The 14,442-nt window shown below is 69.4% G+C and carries 13 protein-coding genes and 1 tRNA gene; 6 read left to right on the top strand and 8 right to left on the bottom strand.

Annotated features, from left to right (window positions below; all coding sequences use genetic code 11):
- Positions 1-121 precede the first annotated feature (121 nt).
- The gene (locus VIG79_RS04625) at positions 122-1,669 is read left to right on the top strand and encodes a Re/Si-specific NAD(P)(+) transhydrogenase subunit alpha (protein ID WP_331882719.1); all 1,548 of its coding nucleotides are present in this window, start codon (positions 122-124) and stop codon (positions 1,667-1,669) included.
- Between the two features lie 3 nt (positions 1,670-1,672).
- The gene (pntB, locus tag VIG79_RS04620; protein ID WP_414672579.1) at positions 1,673-3,091 is read left to right on the top strand and encodes a Re/Si-specific NAD(P)(+) transhydrogenase subunit beta; all 1,419 of its coding nucleotides are present in this window, start codon (positions 1,673-1,675) and stop codon (positions 3,089-3,091) included.
- Here pntB and VIG79_RS04615 read toward each other — a convergent pair.
- The 3 genes from VIG79_RS04615 to upp all read right to left on the bottom strand — a co-directional run bounded on the left by VIG79_RS04615 (position 3,078) and on the right by upp (position 4,865).
- Positions 3,078-3,926: a PH domain-containing protein gene (locus VIG79_RS04615; protein ID WP_331882717.1), complete on the bottom strand. Its 849-nt coding sequence runs from the start codon at positions 3,924-3,926 to the stop codon at positions 3,078-3,080. The two genes, pntB and VIG79_RS04615, sit on opposite strands and share 14 nt — an antisense overlap.
- Positions 3,927-3,937: 11 nt before the next feature.
- Positions 3,938-4,105 carry a hypothetical protein gene (locus tag VIG79_RS04610; protein ID WP_331882715.1) on the bottom strand — a complete coding sequence of 56 codons (168 nt, stop codon included), beginning with the start codon at positions 4,103-4,105 and terminating at the stop codon, positions 3,938-3,940.
- A gap of 121 nt (positions 4,106-4,226) precedes the next feature.
- Positions 4,227-4,865 carry a uracil phosphoribosyltransferase gene (upp, locus tag VIG79_RS04605; protein ID WP_331882713.1) on the bottom strand — a complete coding sequence of 213 codons (639 nt, stop codon included), beginning with the start codon at positions 4,863-4,865 and terminating at the stop codon, positions 4,227-4,229.
- A gap of 43 nt (positions 4,866-4,908) precedes the next feature.
- Here upp and tadA point away from each other — a divergent pair, with 43 nt between their 5' ends.
- Entirely contained in the window at positions 4,909-5,346 is a 438-nt protein-coding gene (tadA, locus tag VIG79_RS04600; protein WP_331882757.1) for a tRNA adenosine(34) deaminase TadA, read from the top strand.
- Positions 5,347-5,356: 10 nt separating this feature from the next.
- Positions 5,357-5,446 (top strand) — tRNA-Ser (locus tag VIG79_RS04595).
- A 133-nt stretch (positions 5,447-5,579) separates the two neighbouring features.
- Here VIG79_RS04595 and VIG79_RS04590 read toward each other — a convergent pair.
- Positions 5,580-5,927 carry an Lsr2 family protein gene (locus VIG79_RS04590; RefSeq protein WP_331882711.1) on the bottom strand — a complete coding sequence of 116 codons (348 nt, stop codon included), beginning with the start codon at positions 5,925-5,927 and terminating at the stop codon, positions 5,580-5,582.
- Positions 5,928-6,265: 338 nt separating this feature from the next.
- Positions 6,266-6,745 carry a pyridoxamine 5'-phosphate oxidase family protein gene (locus tag VIG79_RS04585; protein ID WP_331882708.1) on the bottom strand — a complete coding sequence of 160 codons (480 nt, stop codon included), beginning with the start codon at positions 6,743-6,745 and terminating at the stop codon, positions 6,266-6,268.
- A gap of 311 nt (positions 6,746-7,056) precedes the next feature.
- Between VIG79_RS04585 and VIG79_RS04580 the strand changes: the two genes are divergently transcribed.
- Positions 7,057-7,953, top strand: coding sequence for a universal stress protein (locus VIG79_RS04580; RefSeq protein WP_331882706.1), 897 nt, complete (start codon positions 7,057-7,059; stop codon positions 7,951-7,953).
- 1,246 nt (positions 7,954-9,199) lie between these two features.
- Entirely contained in the window at positions 9,200-9,889 is a 690-nt protein-coding gene (locus VIG79_RS04575) for a phosphatase PAP2 family protein (protein ID WP_331882704.1), read from the top strand.
- A gap of 37 nt (positions 9,890-9,926) precedes the next feature.
- Here the strand turns inward: VIG79_RS04575 and VIG79_RS04570 are convergent, their stop codons facing one another.
- The 3 genes from VIG79_RS04570 to VIG79_RS04560 all read right to left on the bottom strand — a co-directional run bounded on the left by VIG79_RS04570 (position 9,927) and on the right by VIG79_RS04560 (position 13,683).
- Positions 9,927-10,499 (bottom strand): phosphatase PAP2 family protein, encoded by a 573-nt coding sequence (locus VIG79_RS04570; RefSeq protein ID WP_331882702.1) that lies wholly within the window; start codon positions 10,497-10,499, stop codon positions 9,927-9,929.
- 86 nt (positions 10,500-10,585) lie between these two features.
- Positions 10,586-11,941 (bottom strand): diacylglycerol/lipid kinase family protein, encoded by a 1,356-nt coding sequence (locus VIG79_RS04565; protein ID WP_331882700.1) that lies wholly within the window; start codon positions 11,939-11,941, stop codon positions 10,586-10,588.
- Positions 11,938-13,683 (bottom strand): SulP family inorganic anion transporter, encoded by a 1,746-nt coding sequence (locus VIG79_RS04560; RefSeq protein WP_331882698.1) that lies wholly within the window; start codon positions 13,681-13,683, stop codon positions 11,938-11,940. Before VIG79_RS04560 ends, VIG79_RS04565 begins: the two co-directional genes overlap by 4 nt.
- Positions 13,684-14,442 lie beyond the last annotated feature (759 nt).

Below are 14,442 nucleotides of genomic sequence, written 5' to 3'. Positions count from 1 at the left end.
AACGCCCCTGATCAGCTGAAGGCCCGCGATGTGTCCCCTGTCTCGCGGGCCTCCAGCGTGTCTGGGGCGGGTCATTGGATAGCCTCGCCGCGACCCAGTCGGACCCCAAGGGCGGAGTGGCATGTCGACGGCACAGCAGATCGGTGTCCCGGCCGAGTCACGCCTCGGTGAGACCCGGGTCGCGGCCACCCCGAAGACGGTCGAACAGCTGCGGGGGCTGGGGTACGAGGTCGTCGTCGAGTCCGGCGCCGGTGCCCGCGCCAGCTTCGCCGACGCCGCCTACGCAGAGGCCGGCGCACGAGTCGGCGACCGGGACGACGTGTGGGCCAGCGACGTGGTCCTGAAGATCAACGCCCCGTCCGACGAGGAGATCGCGCGCCTGCGCGACGGGGCGATTCTGGCCAGCCTGGTCAGCCCGGCCATCGACCCCGACCTCGTCGCCAAGCTCGCGTCCCGCCGGATCACCGTCCTGGCCATGGACGCCGTGCCACGCATCTCGCGGGCCCAGTCGCTGGACGTGCTCAGCTCGATGGCCAACATCGCGGGGTACCGCGCCGTCATCGAGGCGGCCCACGAGTTCGGCAGCCTGTTCACCGGGCAAGTGACGGCGGCCGGCAAGGTCCCGCCGGCCAAGGTGCTGGTGGTCGGCGCCGGCGTCGCCGGGCTCGCGGCCATCGGGACCGCCGGGAGCCTCGGCGCGATGGTGCGCGCCTTCGACGCCCGCCCGGAGGTCGGCGAGCAGGTCGAGTCGATGGGCGCCGAGTTCTTGCGCGTCGAGCGGTCCGAGGAGGAGTCCCAGGCGAGTGCCGACGGCTACGCCCGGCAGACGTCCGAGGACTTCGACCGCAAGGCCGCCGAGCTGTATGCCGCGCAGGCCGCAGACGTCGACATCATCATCACCACCGCGCTCATCCCGGGCCGGCCCGCGCCGCGGCTCATCACGGCCGACATGGTCGCCACGATGAAGCCGGGCAGCGTTATCGTCGACATGGCCGCCGCGAACGGCGGCAACTGCGAGCTGTCGGTCGCCGACCAGATGGTGGTCAGCGATAACGGTGTGCGCATCATCGGCTACACCGACCTGGCCGGCCGGCTGCCCACCCAGTCGTCCCAGCTGTTCGCGACGAACCTCGTCAACCTGCTCAAGCTCCTGACGCCGGGCAAGGACGGACAACCGGTGCTCGACATGGACGACCAGGTCGTCCGGGGTATGACGGTGGTCCGGGACGGTGAGCTGCTGTGGCCGCCACCGCCGGTCCAGGTGTCCGCCGCCCCCGCGGTGCGGCCCGCCGCGGTCCGGGCGCCCGTCGAGAAGAAGGCTCCCAACCCACGGCGGCGCAACGTCCTGCTCGTGGTGGCCGCGCTCCTGCTCGGTCTGCTGGGCGCATACTCCCCGTCGGAGCTGCTCGGCCACCTGACCGTGTTCGCCCTGGCGGTGGTGGTCGGGTTCTACGTCATCACCAACGTCCACCACGCCCTGCACACCCCGCTGATGTCGGTCACCAACGCCATCAGCGGGATCATCGTCATCGGTGCGCTGCTCCAGGTGGTCTACCCGAACCCGCTCGTCACCGTCCTCGCCGTCGCCGGAATCCTCGTGGCCAGCATCAACGTGTTCGGTGGGTTCACCGTGACCCGTCGGATGCTCCAGATGTTCCGGAGGGCGTGAGCCATGTCCGCCCCGGTCATGTCATCAGGGATCGTCGCGGTCGCCTACATCGTCGCCGCCCTGCTCTTCGTCCTCAGCCTGGCCGGCCTGTCCAAGCACGAGACGGCCAAGACCGGCAACACCTACGGCATGGTCGGCATGGCCGTCGCACTCGTCGCCACCATCTGGGTCGTCTTCCAGAACCCGGGGTATGCGCCGGGCTGGCAGGCCGCCCTGGTGTTCCTGCCGATGATCGTCGGCGGCGCGATCGGGGTGTGGCGGGCGCTGCGTGTCGAGATGACGGGCATGCCGCAGCTCATCGCGATGCTGCACAGCTTCGTCGGCCTGGCCGCGGTGCTGGTCGGCTACAACACCTGGCTGCTCGCCGAGAACCTGGCGGCCGCCGGTACCGGCCACGACGCCGTCCATCTGACCGAGGTGTTCCTGGGCGTCTTCATCGGCGCCGTCACCCTGACCGGCTCGATCGTCGCGTACCTCAAGCTCAGCGCCCGGATCCCGAGCAAGCCGCTGATGCTGCCGGCCCGGCACGTCATGAACCTGTTCGCGCTGCTGGTCTCGGCGGGCCTGCTGGTCTGGTTCGTGCTCACCGGCGGCGCGGTCCCGCTCCTCCTCATGACCGCCGTCGCGCTGGCCTTCGGCTGGCACCTCGTCGCGTCGATCGGCGGCGGCGACATGCCCGTTGTCGTGTCGATGCTCAACAGCTACTCCGGGTGGGCCGCGGCGGCGGCCGGGTTCATGCTCGGCAACGACCTGCTCATCGTCACCGGCGCTCTCGTCGGCTCCTCCGGTGCCTACCTGTCCTACATCATGTGCCAGGCCATGAACCGCTCCTTCGTGTCGGTCATCGCCGGCGGGTTCGGCTCCGGCGCCATCGCCGCCTCCGACGACACCGACTACGGCGAGCACCGCGAGACCACGGCCGTGGACGTCGCCGACCTGCTCAAGGACGCCGGAACCGTCGTCATCACGCCCGGCTACGGGATGGCGGTCGCTCAGGCGCAGTACCCGGTCGCCGACCTCACCCACAAGCTGCGCGAACGCGGCATCGAGGTCCGGTTCGGCATCCACCCGGTCGCGGGCCGGCTGCCCGGCCACATGAACGTCCTCCTCGCCGAGGCCAAGGTGCCCTACGACATCGTCCTCGAGATGGACGAGATCAACGAGGACTTCCCCTCGACCGACGTCGTCCTCGTCATCGGCGCCAACGACACCGTCAACCCCGCTGCCGCCGAGGACCCCACCTCACCGATCGCCGGCATGCCGGTGCTCGAGGTCTGGAACGCCAAGGACGTCATCGTCTTCAAGCGGTCGATGGCTGCCGGTTATGCCGGGGTCCAGAACCCGCTGTTCTTCCGGGACAACAGCTCGATGCTCTTCGGCGACGCCAAGGAGCGCGTCGAGGACATCATCAAGGCCCTGTGACCTCGTCGTCCGTCCCGGGCGGTGGCGTCTGGGGGATCGGACCCGTGTCGGCCTCCCGCCGCCGGCGTCGTTCCGCGTCGCTGCTGTAGATGACCTCGCCGCTCGGCATCGGCGCTGAGTCCCCGTACTGGTGAAGCGGGATGGCCCGCGAGTAGGACCAGCGCTCGTCCACCGCGGACCCGCCCGGCCGCATACCCGACCCTCCCGGCCCACTTGGTCCGACCGGCCGCACCACGGCACCGGCCAGCGGGCTGACCACCGCCGGTGCCACCGCCGGCGCACCGGTCCCGTCGTCGAGGTACCCGTCGTCCCGGTCGGGGTCGGTCACCCGCTCCCGGCTGGGAACGCCGAAGATCTCGGTACAGAGGATCCGGTACGTGGCGTCGGGGTGGGGGACCCAGTCGACCTGACGCAGCGCCTGGTCCTGGCCGGCGCTTTCGAGGACGAACCGGCCGTAGCCGAAGATCCGCCCGGGCACCGAGCGCTGGTACGACATGTCGGTCACCTTGATGAGGGGCATCATCGCGACCTTCTGGGTGAACAGGCCGTAGTTGAGCAGGAGGCGCTTGTCGGTCGCGATGAACCGGTCGTGCCGCCACTGGGCGACCTGGAACCCCAGCCACCCCAGGAGGACGAACCAGAGCAGCCAGAGCAGTCGCGCGATGCCGCCACCGTCGACCCGGATGCGAGCGTCGACCCACATGGTGACGAACAGGCCGGCGAGGGTGCAGACGACCGGGAGGGCGATGACCCCCCAGTGCTGCCGCACGTCGACGACCACGCGCTCCCCCTCGAGGAGGAACCGTTGGAGGTGCGGGTCGCGACGCCGTCGCATGCGAGCGGTCGCTACCGGGCGATGAGCGAGTCGAAGAAGGCGAAGATCGACCGGACACCCTCCGCGAGGATCTCGAAGGACGTCTTGACCACGTCGGCCGCCTGCGTCGGCGACTTGACGATGGCGTAGACGACGTACGCGAGCAGCACCCAGCCCAAGATCTTCCGCACTCGGCTCATCGGGCGGCTCCTCGGGGGGGACGGATCGGGGCGGTAGGCGTGGGGCTGGACAGAATCTGAACGTCAGTGTGCCGTATGGGGCTGGTGTGACGATCGAGGCGCGCCCGGGTGTCGTCGCGGCTCAGACGAGCCCGTACAGCCGGTCGCCGGCGTCGCCGAGACCCGGGACGATGTAGCCCTGGTCGTTCAGCCGCTCGTCGACCGCACCGGTGACCAGGCTGAGCGGGACGCCGAGGTCGCCGAGCTGCTCCTCGATGTAGGCGATCCCCTCCGGCGCCGCCAGCAGGGTGATCGCGGTGATGTCGTCCGCCCCGCGGTCCACGAGGTACCGGATGGCCATGGCGAGGGTCCCACCGGTGGCGAGCATCGGGTCGAGGACGTAGCACTGGCGGCCGTGCAGGTTGTCGGGGAGCCGGTTGGCATACGTCGTCGCCTCGAGCGTCTCCTCGTTGCGCATCATCCCGAGGAAGCCCACCTCCGCCGTCGGCAGCAACCGGACCATGCCGTCGAGCATGCCCAGGCCGGCGCGCAGGATCGGGACGACGAGGGGCCGCGGACTGGCCAGCCGGATCCCCGTCGTCGGCGCGACCGGGGTCTCGATGTCGAATGGCTCCACGCGAACGTCGCGGGTGGCCTCGTAGGCCAGCAGCGTGACCAGCTCGTCGACCAGGCGCCGGAACGTCGGCGAGTCGGTGCGCTTGTCGCGCAGGTAGGTCAGCTTGTGCGAGATGAGCTGGTGGTCGGCCACGTGCACGCGCATGCGGGAAACTTAGCGCGTGCAGGACGATCGGTACGCCGCGTGGATGGGCCGCCCTCTCGAGCTGGCCACCGTCGCGGAGCGGGCCGGTGACGTACCGGTGGGCGCGGTCGTGGTCGGTCCGGACGGCGACGTCATCGGCGAGGGGCACAACGTCCGCGAGGCGTGGGAGGACCCGACCGGCCACGCCGAGATCGTCGCGATCCGCGCGGCGGCCCAGGTGCTGGGGTCCTGGCGGCTCATCGGGTGCACCCTCGTCGTCACGCTCGAGCCCTGTGTGATGTGCGCTGGGGCGATGGTTCTGGCCCGCGTGCCGGTATGCGTGTTCGGCGCCTTCGACCCCAAGGCCGGGGCCTGCGGATCGGTGTGGGACGTGGCCCGCGACCCGCGCGCGAACCACCGCGTCGAGGTGGTCGGCGGGGTCCGCCAGGAGGAGTGCGCCCGCCTGCTCCTCGATTTCTTCGCGGCGCGGCGGCTCCGGTAGCCTTCCCGGCGGTGGCGTGTCCGAGCGGCCTAAGGAGCACGCCTCGAAAGCGTGTGTGGGGGTAACTCCACCGTGGGTTCAAATCCCACCGCCACCGCCAAACTGAGCACACATCAGCCCCTCGTCGTCTTCCCGACGACGGGCCGATTCGTAGCTCGATGATGGCCATCATGGGGTTGGTCCAACCCGGCGATGGCCAGTCGTGGGTCGGCCGTCTCGGCCGCCCACGAGGATTAGTGCGCGGCGTCGTACGCTTGCTGCACGACGGCACTGATCCGGCCGCGGTCACTGACCTGGTGTCCGTTGCGGTTGGCCCACTCCCGGACTGCAGCCAGGTCGGTGCCGGCGGCGCGACGAGCGGTCCTCTTCGCGGTGGCGGCCGAACGGCGGCGTCCCTGTTTGGTGGCCTTTGCGATGTACGGCTTCAGCGCCTTCTTCAGCGCCGCCCGGTTCTTCGCGCTCAGGTCGATGGTCCACGACTGCCCATTCAGGCTGAAGGTCACCTCCTTCGCCTTCGCCGTGCCATCCACATCATCGGTCACTGTGACCGTCGTCTGCTTCGCCATGAACGAGATACTCACGCCCGCACCCACGCGATATCCCATCCCCAGCAGTAGGCGTCCATTTCACCGCAAGGCTGTGGGTCGGACCCGACGGCGTACGCGAGGTCACCCCCCACGGCCCGCGATCCGCTTCGTACAACAGCAGATGAGCAAACGACTCCCGACGACGCCCGCCCCATCGAACCGCTGACCGCAGCACCCTCCACTGGATCATCAGGGTTCGCCATCGTCGGGCTCGCCGTCCCGTCGACGACCCCATCCGAATCCCGAACGGCAAGAACACCCAGGGACGTGCCCAGCGGCCAGTCGAGGTCCACGGCTGCTTTCACCGAGATCTCGTTGTTGGTCGACTCGCGTTAGACAGTCGTGGGCCCGTCGTCCTGCTCGCTGTGGGGGTTCCGGTCGCCCTCGTCGGCCCTGAACCCGCCGTCGACGACGAACCGGCGACCGGTGACGCTCGTGGGCTCGATGCGCACAAGGCGGGGCTTCCGGCCGGGTTCCCAGGGGTACAGGGGCAGGCGCAGTGCCCGGAGGGTTTCCTCGACCTCGACGATCTCGTGGGCCCGGCCCTTGGCCACGACGCTCCACGCCTGCGCGGTGCCGGCGTCGTAGCCGTCCACCTCGAAGGCCACCTCCTTGCCCTTGGTGGCGGCGAACTTGGTGCCGGCGCTGGTGCGGAACACGATAGTTCCGTGGTCGACGATGGGGTTCACCGGAAAGATGTCAGGGCTGCCGGCCACCGTGACGGCCAGGCGTCCGACCACACTCTCGCGCAGCAACTCCCAGCACTCGTGCGTGGTGAGGACCTCGGTGTCACCGGTCTGATTGGTGGTCATGGGTCGAGGTTGACCGATGGTGACCATCCGGGGCAATGGGGGTGCCCCGAGCGACGCCGACCGACAGCCTTCGGGCGGGAAGACGCAGGCCTGCGACTTGGCCGCCCCGCCGCACACGGAAGACGCCCCGCCCCCTCGCGTCACTTCCCAGGAAGCGGGCTGCCCGGCCCGCTGCGAGCCGCGCCGACGCCGGGGTCCTTGTGCCATGTCACCGGGCCGAGGAGATTGGCGGTGAGCCCGGTACGCCACATCGCCACATCGCCACATCGCCACCGGGACCAGCGCAGCACGAGGAGACACCAGGAGACACGATGACCGCTAGCACCACGCCATCTGTCGTCGTCGGTGTGGACGGTTCCGACTCGGGCCGGCGGGCCCTTGACTGGGCGGTCGAGGAGGCGACCCGGCGCCGGCTTCCACTGCAGCTCCTGTGTGCGTGGCAGTCGGACTACGCGGCGGAGATGGTCGCCCCGCTGGTGCCCAGCATCGAGGAGGAGTGCCGGTCGATCCTGGAGTCCGCCGCCGCGGACGCGAAGACCGTGTCCTCCGGCGTCGAGGTGCGAGTCAGCACCGTGCATGCCCAGGCAGCATCCGCGCTCATCGCGGCGTCCCGGCACGCGAACACGGTCGTCGTCGGCTCACGCGGCTTCGCGGCGGTGAAGGAGTCGTTCCTGGGATCCACCTCTATGCAGGTCGCCGCTCATGCCGCGTGCCCGGTTGTCGTCGTGCGGGAGCCCGGCGTCCGGCACGACGGGACCCGGCGGGTCGTCGTCGGCGTCGACGGCTCAGACTTGTCGGTCGAGGCGACCGGGTATGCGTTCGCGCAGGCGTCCCAGCGTGGCGTCGGCCTGACCGTGCTGCACGCGTGGGACGCCAACGCCTTCACCAGCAGCGTCGCCTTGAGCGTCCTGGTCGAGCCGTGGGCCGAGCTCGAGGCCGAGCAGGGCGAGATCACCTCCGCAGCGATCGTCGGCTGGGCCGACAGGTATCCCCGGGTCGAGGTGCGGACCCTCGTGGTCCAGGGACGACCCGCCGACACCCTCGTCGACAGCTCCGAGAGCGCGGAGCTGCTCGTCGTCGGCAGCCGCGGACGCGGCGGCTTCCGCGGTCTGCTGCTGGGTTCCGTCAGCCGCCACGTCCTGCACGGGGCCCACTGCCCCGTGGCCGTGGTCCGACCGTCAGCGGGCGACATCGCTGTGACGCCCTAGGCGGTCCGCGGTCGCATGCCGAGCCACCAGCCCGAGCAGCCAGCCCGGGTGACCAGCACGACTCCCGAACCATCACCCAGACCGAGTTCGACACGCTCAAGGCCAAGGCGCTCGCCTGATCCGCGGAACACGCGGAGGGCGACCAACAACCTCGCTCGCCAATGAGCTCGCGCTGCTGACACTGGACAGGGCCGGTGTCGACAGGAGGCCGACTGGCGTAACCGCGCCGGGGTGCGCCGCAGCGTGCGACGGTGCGCGGCTGGCGTCTGACACCGCGGATCCGCGCGACCTCGATAGACCTGGGCACCGGTCGCCGGAACGCCGGCTGAAGGACGCGAGGCAGAGTGTTCGCGTGGCAAGCCGGTCCCGGGCGTTCAGCCGGGATTGTTCTTGACAACACAGTCGGTGACCTCAGCGGTCGACGGCGAGCTCAGGACAGTCCGGCGAGGAGTTGCGCTTTCGTCTTGTTCGACATGCCGGTCAATCCTCGGGCGTGAGCCTCGGCGCGCAACTGGACGACTCTCCACGTCTCGTTGGCCACCGTGACGCCACGGTCGTGGGCTCGGTCACCGGTCGACCCGAAGGCATTGCGTCCATCGGCACAGCCGCCTGCGCCAGTTCCCGTCCAGCCGATGCGGCGTCCAGCTGATGATTCAGCTTCGCGACCCGCGTCCTGGCTCGCGAGGCCGATCTCTTCTGCGCCTTCGCTTCCTTCCGCCAGCGATCCGCCCAGTTCTTCGCCTTTGTCAGCGCCTTATCGGTCTTGGTCAGCTGGCCACGCATGCTGGTGACGGTTTTTGCTAGTTCCTTCTGCTTCGAGCTGGCCTTTTCGACGGCTCATTTCTGCCTTCTTGCTGCGCATGTGCCTCCCATTCGTCGATGCTGGCTCAGGGCCGAGAGTGGCGGTCGAACCTATCCCATCGTCCCCTGCCGGTCGGATGCCAGAACGTTCGTACGTGGACCTCCGCAACGCCGTCATATGCGGAGTTTCTCGATCTCCCGCCTCCGCTCTAGCGCAGCGATGACAGCGCGCGATGCGCGAACCGGGCGCGGGTGAACCCGCTCCGCACACCAAGGCCGTGCATGGTCGGCGGCCTCGACGATGCCGACCTGGTGCCCCGCCCCCATCGCGTCCTGCACCGCAACGGCGCTCCTGACGTCGTCATCCCTGTCGAGACCATTCGCCTTGGACGCGATGTCCGGCCTCTGGTACCCCCATGCCAGCCGAGCACATACCTTGGCGGGTGTGGCCTTCGCGGCTTCCGTCCGTCGGCGGTTCCTGCTCTGGGGATCCGCCGGGATCCTGATGTGCTTGACACTGTGCGTCCTGGCCCGGCGGTCCCCGGAGACCCTCAACCGCTGGGACCAGGTTTTGCCGATCGGTCCCGACTGGTGGCGAGACACCGCGCCCTGGCTGGAGGGTCCGCTGGTGTGGCTTTCCTTCGCGTTCGGCACTGTGGCCAGTATCGTCGGCACCGCCGTGGTGGCTGGCCTGTTGCTGGCCAAGAGGCAGAATCGGGCCGCGATCTACGTCGTGCTGGTGGTCCTGGGGACAAGCCTGGTCACCAGCCTGCTCAAGAGGATCGTGGACCTGCCTAGACCGGTGGTCGAGGACCCGATCCTGCAGTACGCCTCGAGCGCGATGCCAAGCGGCCACGCGTCGAACATCGCAGCGGCCGCCACCGCCGCGTGCGTCCTGTCGGCCATCTACCTCCGCACGCGGGCTGGACGCCGCCTCGTCCTGGTGGTCGGCGTGCTGCTGGCGCTTGTCGTCGGGCTCGACCGGCTCATGCTCGGTGTGCACACCCTCACCGAGGTCGCCGCCGGCTACGCCCTCGGAGTCGGCGTCGGTCTGCTCAGCGCGTACCTCTTCGACCCGTGGTGCAGGCAGGCCAGGCCCACTGCGACGAGGAGGTGGCGCAGCCAGCAAAACTGACGGCACAGGCAAACCAGCAAGGCCCTCGCGACGGCGCTTACGCCCCCCCAGGTGACTCGAACGAAGTGGGGCGCAGCCATCGAGCCCCTTTCGAGGTTGCGCGTCCGAGCAGGGCCCCGACGGCTGCACCTACGACGACGTCACCGGGGTAGTGAACGCCGGTGTAGACGCGTGAGAACGCTATAACCGTGGCGGCGAGCCGCAACGGCATGTTGAGTTGTGGCAGCACGTCCCCGACCGCGACAGCGAACGCGGCCGCCGATGCCGAGTGGCCGGAGGGAAATGAGGTCGAGGTCGGCATCCGCACCCAGCGGTTCTCGGGGACGCCCATCCCGGTGCGGTTGGGGCGGCCACGCCTGCCGGCCAGCTTCATCGGTTGGTTGACCACGAGCGAGGTGAGCCCGATCGCGGCCGCACCGGTCACGGCGGCACGACGCCCTCGGCGCCCGCCGAAGAGGGCGAGCGCTGCCGCAATGAGGAACCATGGCTTGGAGAAGTTTGCGAACTTCGACACCTGACGCAGGGGACGGTCCAGCCCCGGCGTGGAGAGATCCGCTACGGCCCGGTAGGCGGCCCGGTCGAGGTGGCCGAGCTGCCTGAGGACTCGCACGTCCCAAGACGGCGGCGCGTCTTCATGCCGAGCGCTGAGGCGATCGGCGAGCCGTTCCTCGACCGGCTCCAGGGGCGTGGGGCCGGTCATCGGGTCCCACTCGGACGGCCCAGGACTGTCCGCCACAGCGCCACCACGGTGGGTCTGGTCATGACCCGGACGGTGCGTGCGGCGGGTGACCGTCCGGGGGCACTGGGCGGCAGTCGGATGGTCAGTGCGCCCGGCCGAGTGACGAAGCGCAGCGGTGGCTGGAGGGTCAGTGCTTCTCCATCGACGCCGACCTCCACGGGGTGCGAGGAGCGCACCTCGAACTCGGACGCGGTCCACTCGCTCCAGGTGGAGAAGCGCTGGAGGCGGCCCGCGGCCTCCAAGGCGGCGAGCTTTTCTGCCTCTCCTGCCGAGGCCACCCGCACGAAGGCGATGCCGAGCACGCCGCGGTCGAGACGTTCGCGGGTGCCGCCGCCCCGCAGGCGCGCTAGCGCGTACGGGTTGTTGGACACGAGCAGGAGCTGGGCGCTTTTCGCCTCCTGGCCGGATGGAAGGGTGAAGCGAAGGTCAAGTGGCGTCGCTTCCGGCCCGAGCAGGTCCGGCAGCATGGCCGCCGCTGTATGCACCTTGGCGTCTCGGTAGTCCCCGGACTGGACGATCTTGGCGTACACCCCCATCGACGCGTTGTTGACGAAGACGCGTCCATTGATCTCGGCAAGGTCGACAACGGTGTCAACGCCATCCTCGTACGCGTCCAGAGCCCCCTGGACGTCCGCGCGGTCGAGGCCCAGGTCGAGGGCGAAATGGTTCCGGGTCCCGGCGGGAACGACGACGAAGGGAATGCCGTGCTGGCTCGCGACCGAGGCGACGAGCGCCTGGGAGCCATCACCGCCCGCCATCCCGAGGATGTCGGCGCCGCGCGCGACGGCGTCCTCGGCCAGCTGACGCAAATCGTCGCCGGGGTGCAGGACGACGGGCTCGATGCCGCGCTGCCGACACAGTTCGACCAGTCTGAACCGCTCGGCCTTTCCTCCACCGGACTTCAGATTCATGAGCAGAACGGGGTACGTCGCTTGTGGCGCCCGCTCGGCGGCGATGGCCGGCGTGGCCGGGATCAAGGCGTAGCTCGCCGCGGCGACCGACACCGCCGCGAGGGTCAGCCCAACCACGAGCACGACGACGCTCTCACTCGCGATGACGACCGCTAGGAACACCAGCAGCGCGAGCGCAGCGATGCCCGCGGCCACGGCACGGGCTACCCCGCGCCGGGACAGGATGTACCACGCGGCGATCACGGCGACCCCGAGGGATACGACGCTCGCCAGTAATACGTCCCAGCGGGAGAGCGCCGACACTGCGAGGTAGACCAAGGCGGCAAGCAGAGCCACCAGCGCAGCCGCCGCTGCGGCCCGGCGCACCATGCTGGGCTCGCCGCCCGCGACGGTCGTGGTCACGACCCCGCCCCCTTACCAGGCCAAACCGCGCCTGTCTGCCGCAGGTACTCGGCGAGTGCCGCGTCGAGTGTCGGGAAGAAGTGCGCGGGATCGATCGTGTCAGTCAGCTCGTACTGCTCGATCTTGTCGCGTACCGGGTCCTTCATCTCGGCGAAGACGAGTGACACACCGCGCTGGTTGAGCCAGAGGTCGAGCTCGTGCAGCATGTCGGAGGCGGTGGTGTCGACGTCGGTGATGGGCTCGGCGGCGATGACGATCCAGCGCAGGTCCTGGTGCTGCTGAGCGATCCCGCGCATCGCCTCGCCGAACATCCGCGCGTTCGCGAAGATCAACGGTGCGTCGAAGCGGTAGACGACCAGACCCGGCAACATCTCGGCGTCGGGGTACCGCTCCGTGTCGTGCAGGCCGGCGACTCCGTCGACCCGGCCGAGCTCGGTGTGGTGGGGCCACCAGGTACGGCGGAAGACGTTGAGGATGGACAGGCCCACCGCGATGAGGATGCCGGGCAGTACCCCGAGAAGAGCGACGCCGAGCAGCGCGATCACCGACAGGGTGAACTCCATTCGGCGCTGCCGCCAGAGTCGACGCGTCCCGGCGACATCGGCCAGCGACAGTGCCGCCACGATGACGATCGCGCCCAAGGTTGGCTGCGGGACGAACTCCATCGCCCCGGTGGCGAACACCAGGACCAGGGTGATGACGCCGGCGCCGACGACTCCGGTGACTTGGGATCGGGACCCGGCCTGCTCGGCGACCGCTGTCCGCGACCCGCTGGTGCTGACCGGGAAGCCCTGGAAGAAGCCGGCGGCAATGTTCGCCGCGCCGATCCCGACCATCTCCTGGTTTCCCCGCACCTGCTCCCCGCGACGAGCCGCGAACGCGGACGCCGTGGACATGGTGTCCGCCAGTGCGACAACCGCGATGGCCAACGCGCCCAGCAGCAGTGGCGGCAGGTCACCCCACGTGACAGCGGGAACCGTGAAGGGTGGGAAGCCCTGCGGAATCACACCAACGGTGTCGACCCCGTGTTCCTGCAGGTCCAACGCGTTGACCGCGACCGCGGCCAACACCACCACGATGAGGACACTCGGCAGCTTCGGCAGCAGCCGATTCAGCAGCAGGATCCCGGCCAGCGAGGCGACGCCAACCACGGCAGCCGTGGTGTTCGCCTCGTCCTGCGCCAACCCCGACACGAAGGCGCGGGCCTCGGCGACGAGCCCGTCGGCGTCCACCGAGAACCCCAGAAGCTTCGGCAGCTGGCCCACGATGATCGTCAGCGCCAGCCCGTTCATATAGCCGATCTGGGTCGGCTTCGACAACAGGTCCGCCACGAACCCGAACTTCGCCAGCCCCGCAGCCACCATGATCACGCCCACCAGCACCGCGAGCAGCGAGGCAAGCGCCACCGCCCGCACCGGGTCGCCCCCCGCCACCATGAGCGGGAGGATCGTCGCCGCGATCATCGGACCCAGCGACGAGTCAGGGCCAAGCACCAGCACTCGGGAAGGTCCGAAGACGGCGTACGCGAGCAGGCACAGGATCGACGTGTAAAGCCCGGTCACCGCAGGGAGCCCAGCCAGGTCCGCGTACGCCATCCCCTGCGGCACCAACAACGCCGACAGGACCAGTCCCGCAACGACGTCCTTGGGCAACCAACTCCGCTGGTAAGACGTGACCACCGCCAGACCAGGCACGTACGCCCGCCACCGCTGCGGTGCGACAACGACCGCACTCCGACTCATCCAGGCGAGCCTAGTGCGGGGCGCAAGTCGGCAGGTTGAACCGCCCGGGGTCCGTCGCAGGGTTTGTCTTTACGCGACCTGCGGGGTTGGGGTCGCGGTCGTTTGCCTGCCAGGGATGCTGTCCGAACTCAATCGGGGGCAGGGCAGACACCGTTGCGTCGAGTGGGTGATCCGTGGTTCTTCATATGGATCGCGCACTGGCGGTCTGACCAACGACACGGACCGGTTGAACGGCGGCGCCGAGGACTGGTGCTGCTACCGAGGTCTGCGCGACAGCACCGGTCGGCGCGTCGAGATCACTGACCACAACAGGTTCTCGGGGTCAAGATCACCGACTGGGTCTACCCCGCCGAAGCCACGACCGCGAAGACGCGTGAACTCATCGCTGGTATCGAGGCGGCACTGGAACACCTCGACGCCATGAGGCTCGAGCGGGAAGCCACGAGAATCGCCGCCCCCGCCGTGATCGGACCGCCGGAGGCGACACCGGCCAGCACCTAGCAACCTGCCGCGTCGGGCGGTCGCAATGCTCAACCCGGGCCGGGCCGGGTTGAGCATCGCGACGCGTCCACGGTGACGCCCATACCGTCCCGTCATGGAGGTCAGATCCCCGGTCGACGCCCAGCGGACTACACGCCGACCTCGGCCAGCTCACATCCAGAACGCGCGACAGGCTGGGGGTTTAGGCCGCCCAGCCGCTGCAGCGCGCGGCCGGAAAGCACCAGTACATCGGAACGCGGCTGCTAGCAGGACGCAGGC

This window comes from Lapillicoccus sp., assembly GCF_036559105.1.
In the GTDB taxonomy this organism is placed as follows: Bacteria; Actinomycetota; Actinomycetes; order Actinomycetales; family Dermatophilaceae; genus Lapillicoccus.
This window is presented reverse-complemented; position numbering and strand designations above follow the sequence as displayed.

Excerpts from the sequence above, each read along its gene's own strand:
- pntB (WP_414672579.1), top strand. The coding sequence starts at position 1,673 with ATGTCCGCCCCGGTCATGTCATCAGGGATCGTCGCGGTCGCCTACATC.
- VIG79_RS04580 (WP_331882706.1), top strand. The coding sequence starts at position 7,057 with ATGACCGCTAGCACCACGCCATCTGTCGTCGTCGGTGTGGACGGTTCC.
- VIG79_RS04610 (WP_331882715.1), bottom strand. The coding sequence starts at position 4,105 with ATGAGCCGAGTGCGGAAGATCTTGGGCTGGGTGCTGCTCGCGTACGTC.
- tadA (WP_331882757.1), top strand. The coding sequence starts at position 4,909 with ATGGGCCGCCCTCTCGAGCTGGCCACCGTCGCGGAGCGGGCCGGTGAC.
- VIG79_RS04585 (WP_331882708.1), bottom strand. The coding sequence starts at position 6,745 with ATGACCACCAATCAGACCGGTGACACCGAGGTCCTCACCACGCACGAG.
- VIG79_RS04625 (WP_331882719.1), top strand. The coding sequence starts at position 122 with ATGTCGACGGCACAGCAGATCGGTGTCCCGGCCGAGTCACGCCTCGGT.
- VIG79_RS04560 (WP_331882698.1), bottom strand. The coding sequence starts at position 13,683 with ATGAGTCGGAGTGCGGTCGTTGTCGCACCGCAGCGGTGGCGGGCGTAC.
- VIG79_RS04615 (WP_331882717.1), bottom strand. The coding sequence starts at position 3,926 with ATGCGACGGCGTCGCGACCCGCACCTCCAACGGTTCCTCCTCGAGGGG.
- upp (WP_331882713.1), bottom strand. The coding sequence starts at position 4,865 with ATGCGCGTGCACGTGGCCGACCACCAGCTCATCTCGCACAAGCTGACC.